Below are 26,635 nucleotides of genomic sequence, written 5' to 3'. Positions count from 1 at the left end.
TATTTTTGTTCGACGCCGCCCCTGCGCGCGCCGGGCGGCTGGCTCGTCGTCGGCTCGGCGGGGGGGGGGGGGTGGCGGGGGGCGCGGTGGCCGCCCCCCCCCCCCCCCCGCCACTGTGTTTCTCAGTTCTTCGAACCCGTGATCCGGGTCTGGGCCGCGGCCAGGCGGGCGGCGAATTCCGGGGATTCGAGGGAGGCCAGCTGCGGCACCACCTCGGTGTTCACCGCCTCGGCGTGGGCGGCCAGGGCGCGGGTGGCGCGCATGGTGCGCTTGGTGGTGATGAGCAGCTCGCGCGGGACTTCCGCGGTGGCGGAGGCGAATTCGACGGTGGCGGCCACCAGGGCGGCATGATCGCCGTCGACGACGCGGTGCACCAGACCGGCCTGCGCGGCGGCCTGCGCGTCGAGCACCTCACCGAACAGCGTCATGGCCGTGGCCTGCTGCGGACCGACCGCGCGCTGCAGCATCCAGGTCATGCCGCCGCCCGGGTGGATGCCCAGGCGCAGGAAGCGAGCGTCGAAGCGCGCCTTGGGATTCGCGAATCGCACGTCCGCGGCCAGGGCGAGGTTCAGGCCCGCGCCGACCGCCGCGCCGCCGACCGCCGCGACGGTGGGCAGCTTGCAGCGCGCCACCGCCAGGAAGCCCTCGTAGATGGCCCGCAGGCCCTCCTCTTTCGCCTCACCCAGGGCGGTCAGATTCGCGCCGGCGCAGAAGGCCGGGGGCGTGCCGGTCACCACCAGCGCGTGTACCGAGTCGTCGGCCTCCGCGTCCGCCACCGCGTCCGCGAGATCGGCGGACAGGTCCAGCGTCAACGCATTCCGCTTGTCGGGGTCGTGCACCGTTACGAGCGCCACTGAGTTCAGGCGCTCCACCTTGATCTCCGCCATGGCCCCAGATGGTAACCCGCGTCACCGCCCGCCCAACTCGCGCTCCGCGGTTCGCAGCACCATGACGAAGCCGCCGCGCACCACCGGCAGGAAGATCCGCGTCCACAGCGGCGCGAGCACGGGCGCGGCGATCTCGAAGGTGGACGACCAGCGCACCCGGGTGCCGGACGCGACCGGCGCGCAGGTGATGGAACCCTCCTGATGCCGTAGCGGCGGAACGGAATTCAGCAATCGGTAGCGCATGAGGCGGGGCGGATCGTATTCCACGATCTCCTCGGTGAGGCGCAGCAGCGGGGTCACCACCAGGCGCACCGCGCCCGCACCGTTGCCCGCGGTATCGCCGGGACGCACCAGGGTGACGCGGCGAACCATCGGAACCCGTTGGTAATTGGCGACATCGGTGAGCCAGTCGAAGACGTCGGGCGGTGCTGCCGCGATGGTGCGTTCGACATCGACCGTGCGCATGCCGGCTCCGTTCTGATGGACGCGGATCCTGTGGGCAGCCTACGAGATCGGCGGCGCGGCGTCGACGGAAATGCCTGGTGGCTACCATTGCGAATATGACCGTCGAGGAGCAGCCGCAGCGCGTGATCCGCCGCCGCCCGAAGAACCGGCGCGCCCAGATCGCCGCCACCTCGGCCGCCGCCTTCGGTTCGCTGGGCTATCACGGCGTCAGCATGGAGGACATCGCCGCGCGGCTCGGCATTTCCTCGGCCGCACTGTATCGCCACTATCCGAGCAAATACGCGCTCTTCCGCGAGGAGTTGCTGCGGCTGGCGCGACTGACCGCGGAGGCCGCCACGCCGCCCGACGAGTCCGAGGGCCTGTCCCCGCGCGAACGGCTGGACCGCGTACTGGATCGGTTGATCGCCGAGACCATCGCCAATCGCGCCACGGTCACCCTGGTGCGCTGGGAGCGCCGCTACCTCGACGACACCGACCGGCAGACCCTCGAGGAGCAGTTCACCGCGGCGCTGACCACCCTGCGCGGGCTCATCGCGGATGTGCGGCCCGAACTGGACGGGCACAGTCGCGCGGTGCGGGCGGTATCGATACTCAGCGTCATCTCCAGCATCGGCGACCATCACGCCACGCTGCCCGTGAAATCGCTGACGGCCCTGCTACATTCGGCCTGCGACGCCATCATCGCGACCGAGCTGCCGCCCGAGGGCACCGTCGCCGAGCCGCCGCGGGCGGTGGAGATTCCGCAGAGCTTCAAGCACGAACTGCTGCTCAAGAAGGCCGTCGAGCTGTTCCACGCGCGCGGCTATCCGAACGTGAGCGTGGAGGACATCGCGGCGGCGGCGGATCTGTCGGCGGCCTCGGCGGTGTACCGCTACTACCGCAGCAAGGGCGATCTGCTGGCCGCCGCGTTCCGCCGGGCGGCGGATCGGGTGTCGGGGGCGATCGGGCCGGCGGTGGCGTCCTCGTCGAGTCCGGCCGAGGCGATGAGCAAGCTGGTGGAGCTGTATGTCGCGGGGTCGTTCGCCGAGCGCGAGCTGACCTTCGTGTACTACGCCGAGTTCGGGCACGTCGCCGCCGAGGAGCGCACCATGCTGCGCAATGTGCAGCGGCTCATCGTGACCGAGTGGGTGCGGCTGCTGGTGGCGGTGCGCCCGGAACTGTCCGAGGGCGAGGCGCGCATCCTGGTGCAGGCCGCCTTCGGTCTGGTGGTGGACCTGGGCCGGGAGTTCGGCGGGTATCCGGCGATCTGCCCGCAGCCCAGGGTGATCCGGCTCATGGAGGTCACCCTCTTCGGAGCCGGGACGCCGGAGTCCTGAGGGCTAACCGGTCAGGGTTTTCAGCGGGGTGAACGGCGCGTAGTCGCACACGTGCCCGTTGTCCCAGTCCCACAGCGAGATCGGATCGACGGCGACGCCGCTCTGCAGGATGAGCCGCCAGCCGGCGTCCTCCCGCTGCCAGATGTCGCCGTCGCGGTCCCAGTAGAGGCCGATGGTGTTCGGTTCGACCGTGTCACTCCGACTCATGGTCTTCCTCTCATAGCTACCCGTCAGCGATTGCGTGACTTCGGGCGGCCGGGCTGCGGCGCGCATGATCGCCGCCAGGCACGGCCTCGTAGTCCTCGCTCCTGCTTATTGCGGTCACCATTGGCAATCCCGGTGTAGCGGTCATGCCGAAAAGTATTCGCCGCCACGCTTCCGAGACTCTTTCGTGGTGATTAGGGCTTCTCTTCTGAGCAAATATATTTGCCAAACATTCGCCGATGGTTGAAGCTGCACGCGCGAGTCGAATTCACTCACCGGTTTCCGCCGTTTGCGGCCGCGTCGCGGCGGAATAATTGCTGTCCTATGGTCGAACCGATTCACGTACTCGGCCCGATCCAACTCAGCATAGAAGACCAGTCGGTTGGTTTGGGGGCCATCATGTTACGGACTGCGCCGGCCCGCCTCGCCGCTGCGAGCGGCCGTGCCACCAGCGCCGATCGGCTCATCGACGATCTGCGGGAAGGCAATCCGCCGCCGACCACCCTGCTGATGCCGCGGATGCACATTCACAATACGAGGGGCTCACAGATCTCCGGCTCACCGCCGCGGAAATGCACGCGGCGGTGGAACTGGAACGCAATCGGCTCACCGAGATAGCCATCGAACTGCGCACCCGCTTCGGTGCGCATCCCGAACGCGAGAAAATCGCCCGGCTGCGCACTACCGCGCGAGTATCCGGGCGCCGAATACAGCATCGACCCCAGTCCGGCGCGGTGGGCGAGACCTCGCGGGCCGCGGCCCACCAGGCCGACGGGTCCTACCGGACAGGACACCTCGACGGGCGCCCTATCCGGACCTGCCTGGGCAGGATCAGGGACGTCGCCGATCGTTGATGCGGGATACCCACGCGGCCGGTAGATCGTCGGAAAGGACCGGCGCGCCGAGAATTTCATCGTCGAGACCGAACGCGTCCAGCAGCGTCGGTAGGTTGTCGGCGAGGTTGTCGAGGGCCAGGCGGAGCTGCTGCTTGATCGTCTTCACAGCGTCGATGTCGAGCAGGCCGCGAGTGAGGTACCAGGTGGCGTGCTGATCCAGGTAGCTGAGTGCGAAAACGTCACGCACGGCGATGATCTCGGGATGATCGGAATACTGGTGGAGCAGCTGCAGCGCCTCTTCGGCGCTGTACGCCTCGGCCAGCTCCAGCGCCTCCGGAATGATCGCCAGCCGGGCGTCGAGCCCCGGCGTCGTCAGGTAGTGCTGCGCCTCCTCCACGATCGTCAGAGTGCGTGCGCTGAACAGGCTCATGCGGTCGCCGGGATCCGCGCCATCGTGCACGCGGACTTCGGGGACCGGCTTCCCGGCCAGGTGCTTGGCGAGGACGCGGCCGGCCACGGAGCCGAGCACGTGGCAGTCGCCCTCGCCGGTGATGGCCGCGTGGCAGACACCGAGATAGTCGGCGACCCGGTTGGCGCTGAACATGCCCTGGGCGGCCATCTTGAGGCGGCTGTTGGTCACGGACTGCAAGGCGTGCGGCTGGATGTAGTGCTTGGCCAGCATCACCGAGACGACGGTGTCGCGACTGGTGAGATCGCTGCCCGCGAGCGATGTCTTGATCGCGTTCCCGTAGATCGTGCGGGCGACGGTGCCGGCCAGATCGGTGAGTAGGGTGTCGCGCACGTGCGGGATATCGGCCATGAGCGGACTGTCGAACGGTGTCAGCGGCACCACCCGCTTGGAGGCGTAGCGCAGCGCGATGTAGAGCGCGGCGCGGGCGGAGGCGTTCAGGCAGGACGAGAGCGCCAAGCGTCCCACGGTGAGCTGACTGATCGCCGAGGCGAATGCCCGCTTCTGGCTGGTCTCGTCGCGCCAGGTCAGCACGCCGTCGTCGTCGATGGTGGCCAGGTCGTTGCTCAGCCAGGCACTGCGCTCGACCCGGAGGTTGTCGAAGCTGATCACCGAGTTGTCCATGATGACCAGCGGCTGGTGGTCGAGCTGGGTGATCGTCACGCCGGGCGCCGGTTCGCCGTCGGCGCCGCGCAGGCGCGCCGTGAACAGATGCACGCCCTGATCGACGCCCGCCGCGTCGATGTAGCGGGCGCCGACGACGCAGACCCGGGACACCGGGATACCGACGCTCGGCATGAATTTGCGCGCCCGCGGGTTCGGGGTGTTGATCACGAACCCGTCGCCGTCCCAGGTCGCGCGGGTCTGCATGAACTGGATGTTGGAGCCGCACCCGTACTCGGTCAGCAGCATGACGCCGATGGCCGAGGCGTCGTCCAGATCCTCCAGATACGGTGCGGCCGAATCGGAATCGGTCAGGGTGGCGAGGCTGCCCGAGGCCAGATTGTAGTGGCCCGAGATCAGCGGAATCAGGTCCGTCGCCAGCACTGCCGCCCAATCGAACACCGCGAACAGCTGCGGGAGGCGGGTAGCGACATCGCTGGTGCTACCGATCTCCTGGACCAGATATCGCAGCTGGTCGTAGGCGTTCTGCCGGCGCTCCGCCTGGCTCTGCTGCTCCGTGACGAAGTAGTCCGGGTTGCTGAGCACCTTCTGCAGCTGCTGGTCGAATGCCAGGTCACCGTGCCGAAGCAGCTCGGCCAGCGATTTCCCTTCCTTGCGCCCGTGCGTATCCATAACCGCCTCCTACTCATTCACGATCCCAGCGGCGATTCGTCCACCACTGGGCATGCGAGGCGATCGCTGCCGAACTTCGATGCACCGGGGGCCACCGTTGGCGCACGCTCACACGGACACCGCGGGGACCGGAAAAGGGAGCCGGGCGATCACCTGTCAAAAGCTCGACGCACCACACACCTTCACGTGAAGTCCCCGCGGCGACGGTAGCCCGATCTGGTCCTGTCGCCGGGGTGGTAGGTGTGTTCGTACCGGTTGGGCAGCGGTGCATACCCGCTGATGAGCCGACATCGCGGCCGCGTCGAACTGCGGCAACACCGTTGCCGCAGAACTACCTTCGACCGACCGTGTCATGGATTGTATTGTTACACAAATCGTGTCGCGGCTCACGGTGAACAATCACAGCGCGAGGCCACGATGGGTCCGACGGGCCGGAAACTACACCTACACAGCGGGAAACGGCCTAGTAGGCGGGAACACCACGGGCAGCTCGGTCAGCGCCCGGTGGAACGGACCGGGCCGCCACACCAGATCGTCTGCGGCGACCGCCAAACGGATTTCCGGGAGGAAGTCCAGGAGCTGATCGATGACCTCCTGCGCGAGCAGACGCCCGTACGACTGGGCGTGCACAGGACAGGCGTGATCGCCGGAGCTGAACGCCAGGTTCCATGCGTTGCCGAGGGATTCGCCCGGGTTCAACTCCGGATCGGTGTTGCAGGCGGCCATGCTGATGATGACCGGCTGATCGGCCGGCAGCCACACGTTCTCGATCAGGGTGGGCTGCCGCGGGTAGGTGATGCAGTAGTTCGCCATCGGCGGGTCCGTGGCGAGCCGCTCGCCGATCGCGGTGCTCGTCGGCAGCGGAATCCCTTGTACGGCACTGGTGAAGCGACTGTCGGTCATCATCAGCAGCAGGGTGTTGGCGATGAGATTCAGGGGCGGTTCGACACCTGCCGCGAACAGCAGGACCAGCTGATGCACCATCTCCTCGTCGGACAGCCCGGCGGGATGCTGGACCAGTCTGGTGGTGACGTCGTCGCCGGGCTGAGCCCGCTTCAGCGCCGTGAGGTCGAGCAATGCCGCGCCCATGCTCGCGTTCACGGTCTCCGTATCCACGCCGTCGAACATCGCGGCACTGGCGGCCGCGACGCGCTGACCGATGTCCGGTGGACAGCCGAGTGACTGACAGAAGACCGAGAAGACCAGCGGGAGGGCGTACTGGCTCAGCACGTCGGCCCGTCCGTCCGCGCAGAACGTGTTGACCACGGGGATCGCGGTGCTCTCCACCATGGATCGCACCGAGTTCAGGTCGATCCCGGCCAGGGCGTCGCTCAGCGCCTTGCGGTAGCGCGTGTGCACCGGGCCGCTGGTGCGGATCGCGTTGGGCCGGTATTCGATCATCGGCATGATCGGGATATCGGCGGGCACGGACCGCTGCCAGGCACTCGGATCGGCCGGAAAATGAGTGGAGTCGTTGAGAATACGCACCGCGGTCGCGTATTTGACGACCAGGGTCGCGGGTATGCCCGGCCAGATCTCGACCGGCACCAGCGCGCCATACTCGCTGCGCATCCGACGGTAGTACCCGTGGGGATCGGCGGCGAATTCCTGGCTGTAGATCGGGATTCGCGGACCCATGTCCTCGACCGGCGACTTCGAGCTGGCGGTAGCACCCTGTTGCGCGTGCTGCGGATACACGTAGTCTCCTTGGAATCGGTTGCGGCAGAATAGTACCCAAGGCAGCGTCGGCCCCCAAGGGCCCGCAGGTCCGAAACTGCCGGTTAACGAGGTTTCGGGCGGGTTACACGGATCGGGCCGTAAGGCGTTGTGTCCATGAGAATTATGGCAAAAATCGCCGCTGTCGTCGCGGGGGCGGCAGTGCTGTCGATGGGAACGGCGCAGGCTGCGCCGGATACCGGGTCCGGAAGCCGGACCCTCCCGGCCGGGGACACCATCGAGCCGGCCATCGATTGCGCGCCGACGGCCGCGCACCCGGATCCGGGACCCCGGTGCAGCTGCTGACCTCGGTGTCGTGGCTGCAGTCGCTGCTGGCCGCGAGTTCGCCGGATATGGCCACCGCCCTCCAGATGATGCCGGACTCACCGACGTACCGCGCGCTGTTCGACACCGCGGTCACCCAGCCGGGCGTCACCTACTCGGTGATCGCGACGCGCAACGATCAGCTCGCCACCCCCGCCCCCGCCTGCTCGACCCTCGACGAGCCGGGTGTGGTGAACGCGGTGTACGAGGATCTCTTCCCGGGCGCGGAACCGGTGGATCACTCGCTGATCCGGTCCAGCACCGAAACCGCGGGCTGGGCCCTGCAGCAACTGCGACGCTGACCGGCTGCGATTGCGGGTATCGCTCTCACACCCGGTGATTCGCCGGTAGTCCCGCGGCGGCGAAGCCGTGGACGAGGGCCGCTACGGCGAACTCGAAACGGGTGCGGTCGTCGGTGCCCGCGCCGGTGCGTGCCGCCTGCAGGATCAGCGGGAATTCCTCGGGCTCGAGGGTTTTCAGGTAGTCGACCGACCCGGGATCGCCCGCCTCGTTGACGGGGGCCGTACGGGCTTCGGAATTGGCGTGGGCCACCACGAACAGCGTGAGCGCGTTCAGGGCGTCGAGGGCGGGGCCGAGGTCGAAACCCGCCTCCACCAATAGTTTCAGGCCGCGTTCGGCGGTGTGCAGGGTCTTCGGGGTCACCGCGGGCCGGGTCGCGACCAGCGGCAGCGCGCCGGGATGCGCGAGCAGCGCGGTCCGCAGGGCGCGGGCGTAGTCGACGAGGACCGATTGCCAAGGGCCGTCGGTGAATCCGGCGTCGGCCTCGGACATGACGCGCTCGACCATGCCGTCGAGCAGGGCGTCCTTGTTCGGGACGTAGTGGTACAGGGTCATGGCTTCCACGCCGAGTTCGGCGCCGAGCTTGCGCATGGACAGCGCGGCCAGGCCGTCCCGATCGGCGAAGGCGAGCGCCGCGTCGAGCACCTGCTCGCGGGAAATGCCTGCTCGTTCGGCTCGGGTGCGCTTGGCGGCCATCGGTTTTCCTCCCGGTGTTGACAACTCTTACGTCGTAAGTGAATCATAGTCCACAGCAACGATCTCTTACGACGTAAGAGTCATCGGAAAGGGAGAAACCGCATGACCACCACCACCGTCGCCGACAACAAGACCGTCATCACCGCGTTCATCGACGCGCTCAACCACGGCCTCGAGGGTGGGTCCGAGTGGGTCCGTTACCTGTCCCCGCAGGTGATCGACCACAACAAGGTGATCTTCGGGGAGGAGGACGCACCGGGCGCCGCCATCGAGGGCTTCCGTCAGCAGCTCGCGGCCTTCAGTGCCATCGACGAGCAACAGAGCGGAATCCTGGTGCAGGAGTTGATCGGTGAGGACGATCGGATCGTGGCGCGGCTGCGGGTGATCGGCCGCCACACCGGCGCGCATGCCCGGATGCCGGAGCCGACCGGACGCGCCTGCGACGTCGAGCAGATCTGGATCTTCACCCTGACCGACTCGCGCATCAGCGAGATCCGCGCGGTCAGCGACCGGCTGGGCATGTTTCTTCAGCTGGGCTGGGACTGGCCGGCCGTCGACTGAGCGCCGACGGCCGGAAGTCATGGGCCCGGGGCCGCCAGGACCGGAATGTCCTGGCGGCCTTCACACCTGGCCGACCGCTACGCCGTAGTCGTGGTCTGCGGCGGGAAGGTGTACGAGGAGCCGGTGCCCAACGCCTTCGCCATCATCGCGAAGAGGTCGTTGATTGCACTGCCGCTGAACATCGCGCCTCCTAGACGACCGGCGGCGTGGTGGTGCCCGCGCCCGGCTGGGTGATCGACGTCGACGATCCAGAAGTCACGAGGTGAGCGAAGGCCAGCAGGAGGTCGGTGAAGCCACTGCCCGTGTAGATAGGCATGGGGTGAATCCTTTCGAGATTGTTTTCTTCAGTGCGAATCTCTTCGCGTAGCGGCGGTGCGAACTACTTCGCGTTGCGGCGCTTGGCCTTCGGGCCCTTGGGGTTGTAGCTCGCGGTGGAACCAGCGCCGAGGAACTGCAGCACCTGGGTCATCAGGGCGCCGATGTCGACGGTGGTTCCGCCACCGGTGGGGGGAGGAGTGGTGGTCATGGTGTTTCCCTTTCTTTCACGACGCGGACAGACCCCCTCGATGTGTGGTTTCTTCTCGGGACCGCCGCACGGGGCCGATGTGACCCCGGGTCTTGGCTGCGGAACTGGTGTGCCGCAGGGCTATTCGGGATCGGCCGCCATCGCCTGGACCAGCGACGCCGGCCGCATATCGGTCCAGTGCGCTTCGACATAGTCCAGGCAGGCCTGCCGGCGGGCGGGACCGTGCGCGACGGTCCAGCCACCGGGGACGGCGGCGAACACCGGCCACAGCGAATGCTGGGCCTCCTCGCTGACGAGTACGTAGAACTGCGCGTTTTCGTCATCGAAGGGATTGCTCATGGTGGATTTACCCTTTCTCACCCGGGGTTTTCAGTGCCACATCGCATTCAGAATTCGCGCGATATGCGCGAGCGCCTCAGGCGAGGTCATGTGCCAGTGGAGGGCGTCCACCGCGTGATCGCGCACCGTGCCGTCGACGGCGTCGGACCATCCGGCCGCGCCGGTGGCGCGCCGTTCCTCCAGGGCGGCGGTGAAATACACGACGTCGCCGTGGAATACGGCCGGCCGGTAGGCCTGTGCCAGTTCCATCGAGCGCGTGCTCGAATCCAGCACCCGCGTAATCCAGTCGACGCCGAAGGAGGCGAGGCTCCAGCCGCCCGCGCCCGGCTCGGACAGCGCGACCAGCCGCGCCGCCAGTTCGGACGAATCGGTGACCGTGCCGAGGTCCAGGCTCGCGGCGCGGTCGCCGAGCAGGCCTCCCAGCAGTTCCGCCACCTCGGCGCGCGACTCGTCGGCGGGCGCGGCACGCCAGCCGTCGCGCGGCGCCAGATGGCTGTCCAGCATGGCCAGCAGGCCGACCTGCTCGCCCTCCTGCTGCAGTCGTACCGCGACCGCGTGGGCCAGCACACCACCCAATGACCAGCCGAGCAGGTGGTACGGCCCGGACGGCTGCACCGACCGGATCGCCGATACGTACTCGGCGGCCCAGTCCTCGATCGAATCCGGCAGCACACCACCGGTTTTCAGGGCCGGTGACTGCAGACCGTAGATCGGCCGATCCTGGTCCAGGTACGCGCCCAGACCCGCGAACGACCACGAGATGCCGCCGACCGGATGGATGCAGAACAGCGGTTCCGCGATGCCCTCGCGACGCAGGGGCAGCAGCACGTCCAGGGCGGCGTCCGCGCCGGCGAAAGCCGTGCCGTCCGACGCGCCCGAGCGTAGTTCCCGCGCCAGCTCGGCGGGCGTGAACGCGGTGAACAGCCACAGCAGCGGAACCGGTTCACCCAGTGCCGCACCCAGGCGGGACACCAGGCGGGTGGCCAGCAGCGAGGTGCCGCCGAGCTCGAAGAAGTTGTCGTCCAGGCCGACCCGCTCGACACCGAGGACCTCGGCGTACGCGGCGCACACCGTGATCTCCAACTCCGTGCGGGGAGCCCGGAATTCGCGGGCCATGAAAGTCGGCGCGGGCAGTGCCCGCCGGTCCAGCTTGCCGGACGGGTTGAGCGGCAGGGCTTCCAGTACAACGAAGGCCGACGGCACCATGTACGACGGGAGCCGCTGCGCCAGCGCGCGGCGAATCGTGTCGGCATCCGGCTCGCCGGACTCGGCGGCGGGTACCAGGTAGGCGACCAGATGTTCGCCCGCGCTGTCCTGGCCCGGCCACACGACCACCGCGGCCTGGGCGATGCCGTCCAGCGCGATCAGCGCCGTCTCGATCTCGCCGAGTTCGATGCGCTGGCCGCGCAGCTTCACCTGGAAGTCGGTGCGGCCCAGGTACTCCAGCTCGCCGTCGCGGTTCCACCGCACCAGGTCGCCGGTGCGGTACATGCGCTCGGCTGTCCCGAACGGGTTGGCCACGAAGCGATCCGCGGTCAGGTCGGGGCGGGCCACGTAGCCCTGCGCCAGCTGGTCACCGGCCAGGTACAGCTCGCCCGCGACGCCCGCCGGCACCGGCCGCAGCCGCGAATCCAGCACGTACACCCGGGTGTTGAACACCGGGCGACCGATCGGCACGGTCTCCACGTCGGCGTCGGTGACCTCGTGATAGGTCACGTCCACCGCGGCTTCGGTCGGGCCGTACAGGTTGTGCAGCCGGGCCCCGGTCAGCTCCCGCAGCTGCTGCGCCACGCCGCCGGGCAGCGCCTCTCCCGAGGCGAAAACCTGGCGCAGTGGTCCGGAACGAGCGCTCCGCTCCCCCGCGCCTGCGTCCGGCGAAGTGGCCGGCCGGGCGGTTCGCTCCAACTCCGCGACGAAAGCGGCGAGCATCGAGGGCACGAAGTGAACGGTGGTCACGTCCTCGGCGCGAATGAGCCGCGCGAGGTAGGCCGGGTCCCGGTGTCCCTCGGGGGCCGCCACCACCAGGCGCGCGCCGGAGTGCAAGGGCCAGAAGAACTCCCACACCGAAACATCGAAGGTGGCCGGGGTTTTCTGCAGCACGGCGTCCGCGGCGGTGAGCTGGTACTCGGACTGCATCCACACCAGGCGGTTGACGATGGCCGAGTGCGAGACCGCCACGCCCTTGGGGCGGCCGGTCGAACCCGAGGTGAAGATGACGTACGCGGTATTGCCCGCGGCCAGGCCGCCCCGGCGCTCCCGATCGGTGATCGTTTCCGCCGGATAGGCGTCGAGCTCGAGGTCGCCGATCCGGGCGACCGGAATCCCGTCGCCCGCTTCGAATTCCGCGGCGGTCAGCACGAGGGCCGGGCGCGCGGTGTCGAGGATGTGGGCGATGCGCTCCCCCGGCTGGGCCGGATCGATCGGCACGTAGGCGGCACCGGTCTCGAGCACGGCGTAGATCGCCACGACCAGGTCGGCGGACCGTGGCAGGGCCAGGGCCACCGTGTCCCGCGCGCCGACGCCGCGCGCGATCAGCCAGCGCGCCAGCCGGTTCACGCGCGCGGACAGCTCGCCGTAGGTGAGCGTCTGCCGCTGCTCGCCGTCCACCACCAGCGCGGTGCTCCCGGCATGGGCGGCGACGGCGGCCTCGAAGAGCGAGACCAGCGTGGGCTGCGGCTCGGCGCCGAAGACTGCGGCGGTGTCGTTCCACTCCTCGAGCAGCTGCGTGCGCTCGCCGGTGTCGAGGATGTCGATCTCACCGATCCGCACCGCGCCGTCGGCCACCACCGCGTCGAGCACCCGCCGGAAGCGGCGGACGAAGCCCGCCACCGTATCGGCTTCGAACAGCGCTGTGGCGTAGGTCATGGTGGCGGTCAGGCCGGCGGGCGCACCGTCGGCGTCGTAGGCGTCCATGACGACCAGATGCAGGTCGAACTGCGTGACGTCGGTATCGAATTCGATGGCCTCGACCCGCAGCCCGTCCAGTTCGAAGGCGGCCGGCTGCTGGTTGTTGAACGAGAAGCCGACCTGCACCAGCGGGTTGCGGTCGGTGGAGCGGTCCGGCTTCAGCACCTCGACCAGACGCTCGAAGGGCATGTCGGCATTGTCGAAGGCCGCGATGTCGCCGGTCCGGACCCGCCGCAGCAGGTCGGTGAAGCCTTCGGCCGGGTCGATGCCGCTGCGCAGGACGAGCGTGTTGACGAACATGCCGACCAGGTCGTCCAGCACCGCGTCGTCCCGCCCCGCGACCGGGGTGCCCACCGCGATGTCGGCGGAGCCGGTCAGCCGGGACAGCAGGGCGGCGAAGGCCGCGTGCACCGTCATGAACAGGGTGGCCCCGTTGGCCCGGCCCAATTCGGCCAGGGCCGCATGGGTTTCGGCGTCGACGGTGAAGTCGACGCGCCGGCCGTCGGCGTTGAGCACCAGCGGCCGCGGCCGGTCGGCGGGCAGCGCCAGCAGCGGAGGCAGTCCGGCCAGTGTCTCGGTCCAGAAGCCCAGCTGGCGCGCGGCCAGCGAGGCGGAATCGTCCTCCGCGCCCAGCAGTTGGCGCTGCCAGACCGCGTAGTCCGCGTACTGCACCGGCAGCGGCGTCCACGTCGGAGCCGCGCCGGCCGTGCGCGCCGCGTAGGCGGTCATGACGTCGCGGGCCAGCGGGGCCAGCGAGGCGCCGTCACCGGCGATGTGGTGCATGACCACGACGAAGACGTAGTCCTGCGGAGCCAGCTCGAACAACGCGGCCCGCAGTGGCACCGCGGCGGTGACGTCGAAGCCCTTGCCGATCACCTCGGCGATCGCCGCGGCGACCGTCTCCTGCTCGACCGGAATCGCCTTGAGCACCGGCAGTTCCGCGACCGTGGCGGCGGGCAGCACCACCTGAGCCGGCCCCGAGGCCGTCTCCGGATAGACGGTGCGCAGCACCTCGTGCCGGACCACCACGTCGGCGATCGCGGCCTGCAGCGCCGCCACGTCCAGCGGCCCGGTCAGGCGGATGGGGAGCGGAATGTTGTAGGCAGTGGACTCCGGATCCAGGCGGTTCAGGAACCACATCCGCTGCTGCGCGGGCGAGAGCGGCACCGGACCGTCCCCGGTCCGGGGCAGCAGCGCCGGGCGGACCGGGACCGCCGGGTCGGCCGCGAGCGCGGCGGCGGCCAGCGCCTCCACACTGGTGTGCTCGAAGACCGTGCGCACCGGGACCCGCACGCCGAACGCGACGCTCAGCCGGGTGGCCAATTGCGTTGCGGTGAGCGAGTTTCCGCCGAGGCCGAAGAAGTCGTCGGCAAGACCGATCCGGTCCGCGGCCACCGTGCCCAGCACGGCGGCCACCACCTCGGCGACCGTGCGCTCGGCCGCGGTGCGCGGCGCCCGGAACTCGGCGGTGCGGAAGACGGGCTCCGGCAGCGCGTTCCGGTCCAGCTTGCCGACCGGCGTGAGCGGGATGCGGTCGAGCACCATGACCGCGGCGGGCACCATATACGCGGCCAGGGAGCGGCCCGCGTGGGCCACCAGCTCGTCGACATCGATGGACCGCCCCGGCGCGGCTACCACGTAGGACACCAGCGCGACCGTGCCGGCGGCGTCGGTGTGGCCGAGGGTGACCGCGAATTCGACCGTCTCGTGGGCGGTCAGAGCCGCGTCGATCTCGCCGAGCTCGATGCGCAGGCCGCGCACCTTCACCTGATGGTCGGCGCGGCCGACGTATTCGAGCCCGCGGCGGCCGTCCGGTCGTGCCGTCCAGCGCACCAGATCACCGGTGCGGTAGAGCCGCTCGCCGGGCGCGCCGTACGGGTCGGCCACGAAGCGCTCGGCCGAGAGTCCGGGCCGCGCATGGTATCCGCGCGCCACGCCCGGGCCGTTCACGTACAGCTCGCCGGTGACTCCGACCGGCACCGGCCGCAGCCGGGCGTCGAGCACGACCGCGGTCATGCCGGCGGTCATGGCGCCCAGCTCGACCGGCTCGCCGGGCAGCAGCGGCGCGCTGATGTTGCAGGTGATGGTGGTCTCGGTCGGACCGTAGCCGTTGTGCACGGCACGCCGTCCGGTGGTCCAGCGGGCCACCGTGTCGGGGCCGAAACCCTCACCGCCGATGGACAGTTCACGGAATTCCGGCAGCTGCTCCGGGTCCAGGGTCTGCAGTACCGAGGGCGTGATGAAGGCGTGGGTGACACCCTCGGCGGCCATCAGGCCGGTGAGTTCCGCACCGCCGTACACCTCGGCCGGTGCGATCACCAGGCGCGCGCCGACCGGCGTGGCCATGAGGATCTCCAGCGGGTAGGCGTCGAAGCTCGGCGAGGACACCTGCAGCACCCGGGCATCGGCGCCCAGGCGGTAGCGCTCGCGCTGGGTGACCGCGATGCCCGCGACGCCGCCGTGCGAGACGACGACGCCCTTGGGCAGGCCGGTGGAGCCGGAGGTGTAGATCATCCACGCCGGGTTGGCGATCCGCACCGGACGGCGCAGCTCGCTCGCCGTGATCGGCCGCGCGTCGAGACCGGCCGTGGCCGCGACGAATTCGGGCTCGTCGAGCACCAGCCAGGTGGCCGCGCCGGGCAGCCGGTCGCGGCTGCCGGTGACGGTCAGGCCGAAGGTGGCGCCGGAGTCGGTCAGCATGTGCTCGATGCGGTCGGCCGGGTAGTTCGGGTCGACCGGGACGAAGGCCGCGCCCGTCTTGGCGATGGCCCACACCGCCAGCAGGGTCAGGTCCGAGCGCGGAACCGCCAGGGCGACATAGTCTTCCGCGCCGATGCCGCGGCCGATGAGCACCCGGGCCAGCCGGGAGGATTCGGCATCGAGCTCGCGGTAGGTGAGCTCCCGGTCCCGGTAGCGCAGCGCGATATCGTCCGGGTGGGCCGCGGCGGCCTCGGCGAAGTAGGAGCCGAGAGTTCGCGGCGGAACCGGTAGTACCGCACCGCGATCCAGCAGTCCCGCGCGTTCCGGCGGGGACATCAGGTCGATCTCGCCGATGGGGACGGTGGCGTCGACCGCGATCGCGCCGAGCACGCGGCCCAGGCGGCGCAGCAGACCGGCGGCGGTGGCCTCGTCGAAAAGGTCGGTGGCGTAGTTCAATTCGATGGCCAGGTGGCCGTCGACATCGGGTTCGTCGGAGACGGTGAACTGCAGATCGAAGCGGGCCACCCGGTGTTCGAAGTCGACCGGCTCCAGCACCAGGCCGGGCACCGCGTAGGTCTGCGCGCCCAGGTTCATGTAGCTCAGGACCACGGTGAACAGCGGGTTGCGGGCCTGCGTGCGGGGCACGCCGAGGGCCTCGACCACCTGGTCGAACGGCACCGTCGCGTGGTCGAAGGCGGCCAGATCGACCTCGCGGGTCTGCGCCAGCAGCGCGTCGAAGCCCAGGCCCGGTTCCGGGCGGGTGCGCAGCGCCAGGGTGTTGACGAACATGCCGACCAGGTCGTCGAGGGCGGCATTGCCGCGGCCCTCGAGCGGGGTGCCGATGGTGATGTCGGCCGATCCCGACATCCGGGACAGCAGTACCGCGAGCGCGGCGTGCCACACCATGAACGGGGTGACGTTGTGCTCCTCCGCGATTCGCTTGATCGCGGTGGCCAGACCACCGTCCAGCCGCGCCTGCACCCGGGCGCCGCGCCCGGAGGCCACGGCCGGCCGGGGCCGGTCGGTCGGCAGCGGCAGCTCCTCGGGCAGATCGGCCAGCGCCTCCGTCCAGTACGCCAGCTCGCGCGGGCCGGACTGTTCCAGGACGGCCCGCTGCCAGAGCGCGTAATCGGCGTACTGCACCGGCAGTTCCGTCCACACCGGGGACTGGCCCGCGGCGCGGGACAGGTAGGCGGTGATGGTGTCGCGCAGCAGCGGATCCTCCGACTGGCCGTCGCCTGCGATGTGGTGCAGTACCACCACCAGCACGTGGCTGTGCTCGGATTCGCGAATGAGCGCGGCGCGCACCGGCACCGTGGTGGTGACATCGAAGCCGCGCGCCACGAAGCTCTCGATCCAGGTGAGGTCGGCCGCGTCGGCGCCGGTCCGCATCTCCAGGGTCGGGAGCGCGCTGTCGGCGGGCAGGACCAGCTGGTAGCCGACCCCGTCCGCGTCGGCCGGGTAGATGGTGCGCAGCGTCTCGTGGCGGCCGATCACATCGGCGAAGGCCGCGCTCAGCACGCCGGTGTCGATCTCGCCGGTGACGCGGACGGCCGCGGGCACGTTGTAGGCCGCGGATTCCGGGTCCAGGCGGTTGAGCAGCCACATCCGGGTCTGGGCCAGCGACAGCGGGATTCGCTCCGGTCGCGGCATGCGGCGCAGCGGCAGGCGCTGCCCGCCGCCGCGAATACGGGCCGCCAGCTCGGCGACGGTCGGCGCCTCGAACAGCTGACGCACGCTCAGCTCCGCGCCCAGGGCGGCATTGGCGCGCGCCACCAGGCGCATGGCCAGCAGGGAGTTGCCGCCGCGCGCGAAGAAGTCGTCGTCGGCGCCTATGGTGACGCCGCCGAGCAGGTCCCCGATCAGGGCGGCCAGCGTGGCCTCGGTGCCCGGCGCGGGCGCGCGGTAGGCGACGGTGGCGGCGGTGAATTCGACCGGGGGCAGGGCATTCCGGTCCAGCTTGCCGACGCTGGTGAGCGGCATCTCCGCCAGCACCGCCAGGTGGGCGGGCAGCATGTAGGCGGGCAGCTGGGTGCGGGCGTGCTCGAGCACGGTCTCGGCGTCGAGCCCGGCGCCGGAGACGTAGCCGACCAGGCAGTCGGTCCCGGCGGTGTCGCGGGCCAGCAGCACCACCGCGTGCGCGACGCCGGGCGCGGACAGCAGGGCCGCCTCGATCTCGCCCAGTTCGATGCGCTGGCCGCGCAGCTTCACCTGGAAGTCGTTGCGGCCCACGTACACCAGGTCGCCCGTGCGGTTCCAGCGCACCAGATCGCCGGTGCGGTACATGCGCGCGCCGGGCACTCCGAACGGGTCGGCCACGAAACGGTCGGCGGTGAGCCCGCCCCGGCCCTGGTAGCCGCGGGCCAGCTGGGCACCGGCCAGGTAGAGCTCACCGATGACGCCGGTGGGCACCGGGCGCAGCCGGGCGTCGAGTACGTAGGCGCGGGTGTTCCAGTTCGGGCGGCCGATGGCGACCTCGAAATCCGGGTCGGCGTCGGAGAATTCGTGGTAGATGGTCGAGATCGCGGCTTCGGTCGGGCCGTAGGCATTGTGCACCGAGCCGCTCACCAGCTCGCGCAGCCGGCCGAGCAGTTCGACGGGCAGCGCCTCGCCGCCGGTGTGCAGGTGCCGGAACGAGCGCAGCGCGTCACCGTGGCCCTCGGCGACCAGGGCCGCCAGCACCGACGGCACGTGTTCGGCGATGGTGACGCCGAATTCGCGCATGAGCCCGGCCAGGTAGTCGAGGTCCTGGTGGCCGCCGGGACGCGGAATCACCAGGGGCGCACCGACCATCGCGGGCAGGAAGCACTCCCACACCGAGACGTCGAAGGCCAGCGGGGCGCGCTGCATGATGCGGTCGGCACGGGTGACTCCGTAGCGGTCCTCGAGCCAGCGCAGCTGATTCATGATGGCGCGGTGGCTGGTCGCGACGCCCTTGGGCAGGCCGGTGGAGCCGGAGGTGTAGAGGACGTAGGCGAGGTTGTCCGGGCGCAGCGGGCGGTGCCGGTCGGCATCGGTGATCGGCTGGTCCGAAAGACCGTCCAGGGCACCGGATTCCGTCAGCGCGGCGACGTCGAGCACGCGCACGCCGTCGAGTGCGGGCAGTTCCGCGCCGCCGACGGTGAGCACCAGGGTGGCGGCGGAGGTGCCGAGGACGTGAGCGATGCGGTCGGCCGGATGCGACGGATCGACCGGCACGTAGGCGGCGCCGGCGGCCACGACGGCGTACAGCGCCACCACCATGTCGATCGAGCGCTGCGCGGTGACGCCGACGATGGCGTCCGGGCCGACCCCCGCCGAGATCAGCAGGCGGCCCAGGCGATTCACGCGCCGCGCCAGGTCGGCGTAGGCGACCCGCTCGCCTTCGAAGACGAGCGCGTCCGCATCGGGGTCCTGCGCGGCGCGGGCGTCGAGCAGCTCGGCCAGGGTCTCGGCGGGCAGCACCCGGGTGGTGGCATTGCGATCCACCAGCAGCACCCCGCGCTCGGCGCGCGCCATGATCTCCACGTCCCCGGCGGTGGTGCGCGGGTCGGCGAGCAGGGCGCGCAGCACGCGCTCGTAGGTGTCCTGGAACGCGCCGATGGTCGCCGCGTCGAACAGGTCGGTGGCGTAGGTGATGTAGACCTCGATGCCGGCGGGCGCGCCCTCGGCGTCGGTGGTCTCGGCCATGGTCCAGTCCAGGTCGAACTGGGCGGCGGTGGCGTCGACGGTGAGCGCCTCGATGGCCAGGCATTTGAGCCGGATGCTGGGCCGGGTGTGGTTCTGCAGGGTCAGCGTGACCTGGCACAGCGGCGAATGTGCCTGGGACCGCACCGGATTCACCGCGTCGACCAGCATTTCGAAGGGCACCACGGCGTGTTCGAAGGCGGTCAGGTCGGTATCGCGGACCTGGGTGAGCAGCTCGGACAGCGACGCGTCCGGGCGCACCTCGGTGCGCAGCACCAGGGTGTTGACGAACATGCCGACCAGGTCGTCGAGGGCCTCGTCGCCGCGTCCCGCCACCGGGGTGCCGATGACGATGTCCCCGGTGCCGGAGAGCCGGGCCAGCGTGACCGCCAGCGCGGTGTGCAGCACCATGAACGGCGTGACCCGGCGGGTGGCCGCGAAATCCAGGACGGCCTTGTGCAATTCGGCGTCGAAGCGGCCGCCGAAGCCCGCGCCGCGGCCGCTGGCGACCGCCGGGCGGGGGCGGTCGGTGGGCAGGGCCAGCACATCGGGCACGCCGTGCAGGCGCCGGGTCCAGTGCGCCAGCTGGCGCGCCAGCACCGAGTCGGCGTCGTCGGGGCTGCCCAGGGCGGCGCGCTGCCACAGCGCGAAATCGGCGTACTGCACCGGCAGCGGGGCGAGATTGGGGGTCTCCCCCGCACAGCGGGCCACGTAGGCGCTGGCGATGTCGCGGGTGAGCGGGCCGAAGGACCAGCCGTCGGCGGCGATGTGGTGTACCACCATGACCAGCAGGTAGGCGCCGGGTTCGTCGGTGAGTTCGAGCAGGCGGATGCGGAAGGGCACCTCGGCGGTCACGTCGAAGGCGGTGCGCGCCACCGCTTCCACCAGCCCGGGCAGCTCGGCGGCCGAGACCGGCTCGGGCATCAGATCGATCAGGCGGGTGCCGGCGGGCAGGACGAGCTGACTGGCCTCGCCGTCGTGCTCGGGGTAGATGGTGCGCAGGGTCTCGTGCCGGTCCACCACATCGGCCACCGCGGCCTGCAGGGCCTCGAGGTTCAGCGAGCCGGTGAGCCGCAGCGCGAACGGAATGGTGTAGCCGTCGCGGATGTCGAAGCGGTTGAGGAACCACATGCGCTGCTGTGCGATGGACAGCGGGATGCGCTCGCCGCGCTGCTGCACCGAGACCGGCGGCAGCTCGGCCACGGTTTCGGCGTCGGCCGCCGAGATCCGGGCCGCCAGCCCGGCGACCGTGGCGTCCTCGAAGACCGCGCGCAGCGGAATCCGCACGCCCGCGGCCTTGCCCAGGCGCGCCACCAGCTGGGTGGCGATGAGCGAGTTGCCGCCCAGGGCGAAGAAGTCGTCGTCGGCGCCGGCCCGCTCGACCCCGAGCAGGGCGGCGAAGACTTCCGCGACGATCCGCTCCTCGGGGCCGGTGGGGGCGCGGAAGGCGGAGGCGGAGGCGGAGGCCGCCGGCACGGGCAGGGCGGCGCGGTCGAGCTTGCCGGAGGCATTGAGCGGGAGGGCGTCCAGCGGCACAAAGACAGCGGGCACCATGTAGGACGGAAGGCGCTGCGCGAGCGCTGATTTCAACTCGAAGGGCGAGATCTCCGCGCCGGGGGCGGGCACCAGGTAGGCGACCAGCTGCGGCTCCGCGCCGGCGCGGCCGGAACCGCGCACCACGACCGCTGCCTGGGCGATCGACGCCGATTCGGTCAGGGCGGACTCGATCTCGCCGAGTTCGATGCGCAGGCCGCGCAGCTTCACCTGGAAGTCGGTACGGCCCAGGTATTCCAGTTCGCCGTTGCCGAGCCACTTCACCAGGTCACCGGTGCGGTACATGCGCTCGGAGACACCGAAGGGGTTGGCCACGAAGCGATCCGAGGTGAGGTCCGGGCGTGCCACGTAACCGGTGGCGAGCTGATCGCCCGCGAGGTAGAGCTCACCGGCGATACCCGCCGGCACCGGCCGCAGTCGCGAATCCAGCACGTACACCTGGGTGTTGAACACCGGGCGGCCGATCGGCACGGTATCGACGTCCGCGTCCACGACCTGGTGATAGGTGACGTCGACGGCGGCCTCGGTCGGACCGTAGAGATTGTGCAGCTCGGCGCCGGTCAGCTCACGTAGTCGATGTGCGGACTTCGGCGGGAGAGCCTCGCCCGACGCGAACACCTGGCGCAGGCCGGTGCAGCGCGCGGCCGCCTCCTCCGCGACGAAAACCGCGAGCATGGACGGCACGAAGTGGGTGACCGTGACGCCTTCGCGGGCAATGAGTTCCGCGAGCTGGGCCGGGTCACGGTGCGCCTCCGGCCGGGCCACCACCAGCGTGGCGCCGATCAGCAACGGCCAGAAGAACTCCCACACCGACACGTCGAAGGTGGCCGGGGTCTTCTGCAGCACCACGTCGTCGGCGGTCAGGCCGTACTCGGCCTGCATCCAGACCAGGCGGTTGACGATGGCCGAGTGCGGCACCGCCACGCCCTTCGGGCGGCCGGTCGAACCGGAGGTGAAGATGACGTAGGCATTGTTCGAAGCCCGCAGCGGCGCAGTGCGATCCGCGTCGGTGATCGGCTCGTCGGAGAACCCGGTGAGGTCCAGCAGGTCGATCCGCACCTGGGCGACATCCATCGCCAGGTCCTCGCCCGAGGTCAGCACGGTGACCGGATCGGCGGTGTCGAGGATGTATTCGATGCGCTCGGCCGGGTGGTCCGGGTCCAGCGGCACATACGCGGCGCCGGCGGCGGCCACCGCGTACATGCCGACCAGCAGGTCGAGGGAGCGCCGCATGCCCAGCGCCACGCAGGAATCCGGGCCGACGCCCTCGCCGATCAGCCAGCGCGCCAGCTGCCGTACGCGCACGGCGAACTCGCTGTACGTCAGGCTCAACCCCTCGAAGGTGAGAGCGGACGCGTCGGGAGTCCGCGCCACCTGGGTCTCGAACAGCGACACCAGCGTCGCGGCGTCGCCCGCGGGCAGGTCGAGCGCGGCGGCGGTGTCGTTCCACTCGTGCAGGATCCGGGTTCGCTCGGCGGCGTCGAGCAGGTCGATGTCCCCGACCCGCACGGTCGCGTCGGCGGCCACGGCCGCCAGCACCCGGCCCAGGCGCTCGGCGAGCGCGGCGGCGGTGCCGGCGTCGAAGAGCTCGGTCGCGTAGCGCAGATTGCCGCTCAGGCCGGCCTGGTCGCCCAGCTCGCCGACCACCAGGTGCAGGTCGAATTTGACGGTCGGGTCGTCGATCTCGACCGGGGCCACGGTCAGCCCGGGCAGGGCGAAGGCCTGCGCGCCGTCCATGCGGGCCGCGTCGGTGAAGGTCAGCATCACCTGGGCCAGCGGCGGCGCCCCGGTGGTGCGGTCCACGGCCAGGGCGTCGACGATGCGCTCGAAGGGCAGTTCGGCGTGGGCGAAGGCGGCCAGGTCGGCGGTGCGCACCCGGCCCAGCAGGTCGGTGAAGGACAGGTCGGGCTCGACCTGGGTGCGCAGCACCAGGGTGTTGACGAACATGCCGATGAGGGCGTCGAGTTCGCGTTCGCCGCGGCCGCCGATCGGCGAGGCCACGGCCACGTCCGCGGTGCCGCTGCTGCGCGCCAGCAGGGCCGCGAAGGCGGCGTGCACGACCATGAACATGGTCACGCCGTGGGCCCGGGCCAGCTCGCGCAGGCCGGCGGCGACGGTCTCGTCCACCGAGAACGGCACGGACGCACCGCTATTGGCGGGCGTCGCGGGCCGGGGACGGTCGGTCGGCAGCGCCAGCTGCGGGGGCAGGCCCGCCAGGGTCGCGCGCCAGAACTCGAGCTGCTGGTGTGCCACCGAGCCCGGTTCCCGGTCGTCGCCGAGCAATTCGTGCTGCCAGAGGCTGTAGTCCGCGTACTGCACCGCCAGCGGCTCCCAGCCGGGCTCGGCGCCGGCGAGGCGGGCGGTGTAGGCACGCATGAGATCGGTGATCAGCGGCGCCAGCGAGAGGGCGTCGGCGGCGATGTGGTGCACGACGACGGCCAGCACGTATTCCGGGGACCGGTCCTCGGTCTCCTCGTCGAGTACGAAAAGCCCTATGCGCGAAGGCAGTTCGCCGGTCACGTCGAATCCGGCCGAGGCGAAGGCGGCGAGCGCGCCGGTGATCTCCGCGGCGGCGACCGGCACCGGGCTCAGGCTCAGCCCGATGTCCTCCACATCCAGAATGTGCTGGTAGGGGCCGGATTCCGAGTCCGAATAGGTGGTGCGGAGGGACTCGTGGCGGGCCAGCACGTCCAGCGTGGCCTGTTCCAGCGCCGCGATGTTCAGCGCACCGCGCAGGCGCAGGACGATCGGCAGGTTGTAGACGCTGTGCTCACCGTCCTCGGTCTCGATCCGGTTGAGGAACCACAGGCGCTGCTGGGCGGGCGAGAGCGGAATGCGGTCGGGGCGCGGCCGCGCGGCCAGCACCGGCCGGGCGGCGTCGGGGTTGGCGGCGACCAGCGCGGCCGCCAGGCCCTCGACGGTGGAGGCCTCGAAGAGCAGGCGCACCGGGACCCGGGCGCCGAACTCGGCGCCGATGCGGGAGGTCACCCGGGCGGCGTCGAGCGAGCTGCCGCCGAGGGCGAAGAAGTCGTCGTCCAGGCCGACCCGCTCGGCGGTCAGCACCTCGGCGAACACGGTCGCGACCAGACGCTGGGCGGCGTCGACGGGGGCGCGGAAGCTCTTGGCGCGCAGCTCCGGAACGGGCAGCGCCTTGCGGTCCAGCTTGCCGCTGGAGTTGAGCGGCAGCTCGGGCAGCGCCATCAGGGCGGTCGGCACCATGTACGGCGGCAGCACCCGGGTCAGCCCGTCCCGCAGCGTCTCCGGGTCCAGGTCGACGCCGGGGGCCGCGACCACGTAGCCCGCCAGGTAGTCGCCGGAGTCGGCGGAGATGAGCCGCACCGCGGCCTGTGCCACCGCGGGCGCCAGCAGCAGGGCGCTCTCGATCTCGGCCAGTTCGATGCGCTGGCCGCGGAACTTGATCTGGAAGTCGAGACGCTCGAGGTAGACCAGCTCGCCGTCCTCGGTCCACTTCACCAGATCGCCGGTGCGGTACATGCGCTCGCCCGGCCGGCCGAAGGGGTTGGCCACGAAGCGATCCGAGGTCAGGTCGACCCGGCCGTGGTAGCCGCGGGCCAGCTGCACACCGGCCAGATAGAGTTCGCCCGGCACCCCGATGGCCACCGGGTGCAGGCGCGAATCCAGCACGAACACCTGGGAATTCCACTCCGGCTCACCGATCGGCACGGTGAGGGTGTCGGAGCTGTGCGCCTCGCGGAAGGTGATGGACACCGCGGCCTCGGTGGGGCCGTAGAGGTTGTGCACCCCGGCGTCGCTGACGGCCCAGAACGCGGTGACGGTCTCCGGCGGCAGCGCCTCGCCGATGACGAAGACCTCACGCAGCGAATCGAGTTCGCCCGCCTCGGCGTGCGCGGCGAACACCGCGAGCATGGAGGGCACGAAGTCGGTGAGCGTGACCCCGTGGCGGGCAATGGTTTCGGCGATGTAGCGGGGATCGCGGTGGCCGTCTGGGGTGGCGACCACCAGGGTCGCGCCCGCGCGCAGCGGCAGGAAGTAACCCCACAGCGAGACGTCGAAGGTGGTGGCGGTCTTCTGCAGGTACACGTCCTGGCCGCGGACGCCGTACTCGGCCTGCATCCAGGCCAGCTGGTTGGCGATGGCGCGGTGGGTGACCGCGACGCCCTTGGGCTTGCCGGTGGAGCCGGAGGTGAACAGGACGTAGGCCGGGTGGTCCGGGTGCAGGACGGCGCGCCGCTCACGGTCGCCGATCTTGGCCGCGGAGTACGCCGCCAGCTCCAGCTCGTCGAGGTGATGCAGTGGCACGTCGACGGTTTCGGGCAGGGTGAAGCCGTCGCGGCGGGTGGTGAGCACGGCGTGCGGGCCGGCGGTGGTGAGGATGTGGCCGATGCGCTCGGCCGGGTGGGACGGGTCCACCGGCACGTACGCGCCGCCGGCGCGCAGCACGGCGTACATGGCGACCACCAGCTCCACCGAGCGGGCCATGGCCAGCACCACCAGCGATTCCGGGCCGACCCCGGCGGCGATGAGGTAGCGCGCCAGCCGGTTCGCGCGCTCGGAGAACTCCGCGTAGGTGAGTTCGGTGTCGCCGAAGACCAGGGCGCGCGCGTGCGGGGTGCGGGCCGCCTGCGCGTCGAAACCCTGGTGCAGGAACTGATCAGGGACGCGGGAGCCGGTGGCGTTCCAACTGGAGGTGACGTAGTCGCGCTCGCCGGCGTCGAGCAGTTCGATATCGCCCACCGGCACCGCGGCGTCGGCGGTGGCGGCGCTCAGCAGGCGGGTGAACTTGGCGCCGAACTCGCGCACCGTGTGATCGTCGAAAAGGTCGGTGGCGTAGGTGTACTGGACCCGGTAGCGGTCGCCGTCGGAGACGACGGTCAGCTGCAGGTCGAACTTGGCGATGCCCGGATCGAAGTCCAATTCCTCGGCGGTCAGTCCCGGCAGCGCGGCGGTGAGCTCGCCGAGGTTCTGCATGAACAGCGCGACCTGGAACAGCGGGTGGCGGTTGCGGGCGCGCGCCGGATTGAGCACCTCCACCAGGCGCTCGAAGGGCACGTCGCGATGGGCGAAGGCGCGCAGATCCCGGTCGCGCACATGGGCGATCAGGTCGGCGAAGGAGTCCCCGCCGCGCACCTCGGCGCGCAGCACCAGGGTGTTGACGAACATGCCGACCAGGTCGTCGAGGGCCTGGTCGCCGCGCCCGGCGACCGGGGTGCCGATGGCGATGTCGCCGGTGCCCGAGAGCCGGGCCAGCACCGCGGCCAGCGCGGCGTGCAGCACCATGAACGGGGTGGCGCGGTGGGCGGCGGCCACCCGGTCGACCGCGGCGCGCAGGTCGGCGTCCAGCACGGTCTCGAACGAGGTGCCGCGGAAGCTGGACACGGCCGGACGCGGGCGGTCCGCGGGCAGGTCGAGCTGGGCGGGCAGATCCGCGAGTTCGCTTGCCCAGAAAGCGATCTGGCGGGACGCCACCGAGTCCGGATCGGATTCGTCGCCCATCCAGGCCCGCTGCCACAGCGCGTAGTCGGCGTACTGCACGGCCAGCGGCTCGTAGGACGGCCGTTGACCCGCCTGCCGCGCCACGTACGCCAGCACCAGGTCGCGCACAAGCGGTCCGATGGAGGCGCCGTCGGCGGCGATGTGGTGGGCCACCACCACCAGCGTGTGGTCGCCGGGACCCGAGCGCAGCAGCCGGGCGCGCAGCGGCACCTCGGCGGTGACGTCGAATCCCTGTGCGGCCAGCGCCAATACCGTCGCGGCCAGCTGGTCCTCGGGCACCTCGCGCGGGGTCAGGTCCACCGCGGCGGCGGGCAGCACCACCTGGGCGGGGCCCTGGTCGGCGGCCGGGTAGTAGGTGCGCAACGACTCGTGGCGCTCGATGACGTCGGCGAAGGCGG

14 protein-coding genes (1 of these 14 cut by a window edge) are annotated in these 26,635 nt (G+C 70.6%); 3 read left to right on the top strand and 11 right to left on the bottom strand.

Going from position 1 to position 26,635, the window contains the following annotated elements:
* Nucleotides 1-122: 122 nt before the first annotated feature.
* Entirely contained in the window at nucleotides 123-887 is a 765-nt protein-coding gene (locus ACFXKA_RS06665) for an enoyl-CoA hydratase (RefSeq protein WP_379426402.1), read from the bottom strand.
* 21 nt (nucleotides 888-908) lie between these two features.
* Complete coding sequence (locus ACFXKA_RS06660) at nucleotides 909-1,352, bottom strand: SRPBCC family protein (RefSeq protein WP_354836440.1); 444 nt, start codon at nucleotides 1,350-1,352, stop codon at nucleotides 909-911.
* 95 nt (nucleotides 1,353-1,447) lie between these two features.
* Between ACFXKA_RS06660 and ACFXKA_RS06655 the strand changes: the two genes are divergently transcribed.
* Nucleotides 1,448-2,668 carry a TetR/AcrR family transcriptional regulator gene (locus ACFXKA_RS06655; protein ID WP_379426615.1) on the top strand — a complete coding sequence of 407 codons (1,221 nt, stop codon included), beginning with the start codon at nucleotides 1,448-1,450 and terminating at the stop codon, nucleotides 2,666-2,668.
* Nucleotides 2,669-2,671: 3 nt separating this feature from the next.
* On the opposite strand, the gene ACFXKA_RS06650 is transcribed toward ACFXKA_RS06655, so the two are convergent.
* The 4 genes from ACFXKA_RS06650 to ACFXKA_RS06635 all read right to left on the bottom strand — a co-directional run bounded on the left by ACFXKA_RS06650 (nucleotide 2,672) and on the right by ACFXKA_RS06635 (nucleotide 7,171).
* Entirely contained in the window at nucleotides 2,672-2,875 is a 204-nt protein-coding gene (locus tag ACFXKA_RS06650; protein WP_354836442.1) for a hypothetical protein, read from the bottom strand.
* 524 nt (nucleotides 2,876-3,399) lie between these two features.
* The gene (locus ACFXKA_RS06645) at nucleotides 3,400-3,588 is read right to left on the bottom strand and encodes a hypothetical protein (RefSeq protein WP_379426401.1); all 189 of its coding nucleotides are present in this window, start codon (nucleotides 3,586-3,588) and stop codon (nucleotides 3,400-3,402) included.
* Nucleotides 3,589-3,703: 115 nt separating this feature from the next.
* Nucleotides 3,704-5,473, bottom strand: coding sequence for an acyl-CoA dehydrogenase (locus ACFXKA_RS06640; protein ID WP_379426400.1), 1,770 nt, complete (start codon nucleotides 5,471-5,473; stop codon nucleotides 3,704-3,706).
* Between the two features lie 444 nt (nucleotides 5,474-5,917).
* Nucleotides 5,918-7,171, bottom strand: coding sequence for a cytochrome P450 (locus tag ACFXKA_RS06635; protein ID WP_379426399.1), 1,254 nt, complete (start codon nucleotides 7,169-7,171; stop codon nucleotides 5,918-5,920).
* Between the two features lie 311 nt (nucleotides 7,172-7,482).
* Here ACFXKA_RS06635 and ACFXKA_RS06630 point away from each other — a divergent pair, with 311 nt between their 5' ends.
* Nucleotides 7,483-7,815 (top strand): hypothetical protein, encoded by a 333-nt coding sequence (locus tag ACFXKA_RS06630; protein WP_379426398.1) that lies wholly within the window; start codon nucleotides 7,483-7,485, stop codon nucleotides 7,813-7,815.
* Nucleotides 7,816-7,840: 25 nt separating this feature from the next.
* Here ACFXKA_RS06630 and ACFXKA_RS06625 read toward each other — a convergent pair whose 3' ends face one another.
* Nucleotides 7,841-8,509: a TetR/AcrR family transcriptional regulator C-terminal domain-containing protein gene (locus tag ACFXKA_RS06625; RefSeq protein ID WP_354836450.1), complete on the bottom strand. Its 669-nt coding sequence runs from the start codon at nucleotides 8,507-8,509 to the stop codon at nucleotides 7,841-7,843.
* Nucleotides 8,510-8,611: 102 nt separating this feature from the next.
* Here ACFXKA_RS06625 and ACFXKA_RS06620 point away from each other — a divergent pair, with 102 nt between their 5' ends.
* Entirely contained in the window at nucleotides 8,612-9,070 is a 459-nt protein-coding gene (locus ACFXKA_RS06620) for an ester cyclase (protein ID WP_379426397.1), read from the top strand.
* A gap of 190 nt (nucleotides 9,071-9,260) precedes the next feature.
* Here ACFXKA_RS06620 and ACFXKA_RS06615 read toward each other — a convergent pair whose 3' ends face one another.
* The 4 genes from ACFXKA_RS06615 to ACFXKA_RS06600 all read right to left on the bottom strand — a co-directional run.
* Nucleotides 9,261-9,386: a hypothetical protein gene (locus ACFXKA_RS06615; RefSeq protein WP_354836454.1), complete on the bottom strand. Its 126-nt coding sequence runs from the start codon at nucleotides 9,384-9,386 to the stop codon at nucleotides 9,261-9,263.
* Between the two features lie 63 nt (nucleotides 9,387-9,449).
* Entirely contained in the window at nucleotides 9,450-9,596 is a 147-nt protein-coding gene (locus tag ACFXKA_RS06610) for a hypothetical protein (RefSeq protein WP_157184737.1), read from the bottom strand.
* 120 nt (nucleotides 9,597-9,716) lie between these two features.
* Nucleotides 9,717-9,935 carry an MbtH family protein gene (locus tag ACFXKA_RS06605; RefSeq protein ID WP_379426396.1) on the bottom strand — a complete coding sequence of 73 codons (219 nt, stop codon included), beginning with the start codon at nucleotides 9,933-9,935 and terminating at the stop codon, nucleotides 9,717-9,719.
* A gap of 30 nt (nucleotides 9,936-9,965) precedes the next feature.
* Nucleotides 9,966-26,635, bottom strand: the 3' portion of a protein-coding gene (locus ACFXKA_RS06600; RefSeq protein ID WP_379426395.1) for a non-ribosomal peptide synthase/polyketide synthase. Its footprint extends 2,365 nt past the window's final position; 16,670 of the gene's 19,035 nt are visible here — the last part of the coding sequence; its start codon lies beyond the right edge, outside the window — the gene reads right to left on this strand; its stop codon occupies nucleotides 9,966-9,968.

Source organism: Nocardia sp. NPDC059228, from assembly GCF_042754245.1.
Classification (GTDB): Bacteria; Actinomycetota; Actinomycetes; order Mycobacteriales; family Mycobacteriaceae; genus Nocardia.
This window is presented reverse-complemented; position numbering and strand designations above follow the sequence as displayed.

What these genes read in the sequence shown, in the direction of transcription:
- ACFXKA_RS06665 (WP_379426402.1), bottom strand. Translation starts at nt 887, where the DNA reads ATGGCGGAGATCAAGGTGGAGCGCCTGAACTCAGTGGCGCTCGTAACG.
- ACFXKA_RS06650 (WP_354836442.1), bottom strand. Translation starts at nt 2,875, where the DNA reads ATGAGTCGGAGTGACACGGTCGAACCGAACACCATCGGCCTCTACTGG.
- ACFXKA_RS06655 (WP_379426615.1), top strand. Translation starts at nt 1,448, where the DNA reads ATGACCGTCGAGGAGCAGCCGCAGCGCGTGATCCGCCGCCGCCCGAAG.
- ACFXKA_RS06645 (WP_379426401.1), bottom strand. Translation starts at nt 3,588, where the DNA reads ATGCTGTATTCGGCGCCCGGATACTCGCGCGGTAGTGCGCAGCCGGGC.
- ACFXKA_RS06615 (WP_354836454.1), bottom strand. Translation starts at nt 9,386, where the DNA reads ATGCCTATCTACACGGGCAGTGGCTTCACCGACCTCCTGCTGGCCTTC.
- ACFXKA_RS06660 (WP_354836440.1), bottom strand. Translation starts at nt 1,352, where the DNA reads ATGCGCACGGTCGATGTCGAACGCACCATCGCGGCAGCACCGCCCGAC.
- ACFXKA_RS06620 (WP_379426397.1), top strand. Translation starts at nt 8,612, where the DNA reads ATGACCACCACCACCGTCGCCGACAACAAGACCGTCATCACCGCGTTC.
- ACFXKA_RS06640 (WP_379426400.1), bottom strand. Translation starts at nt 5,473, where the DNA reads ATGGATACGCACGGGCGCAAGGAAGGGAAATCGCTGGCCGAGCTGCTT.
- ACFXKA_RS06610 (WP_157184737.1), bottom strand. Translation starts at nt 9,596, where the DNA reads ATGACCACCACTCCTCCCCCCACCGGTGGCGGAACCACCGTCGACATC.
- ACFXKA_RS06625 (WP_354836450.1), bottom strand. Translation starts at nt 8,509, where the DNA reads ATGGCCGCCAAGCGCACCCGAGCCGAACGAGCAGGCATTTCCCGCGAG.
- ACFXKA_RS06605 (WP_379426396.1), bottom strand. Translation starts at nt 9,935, where the DNA reads ATGAGCAATCCCTTCGATGACGAAAACGCGCAGTTCTACGTACTCGTC.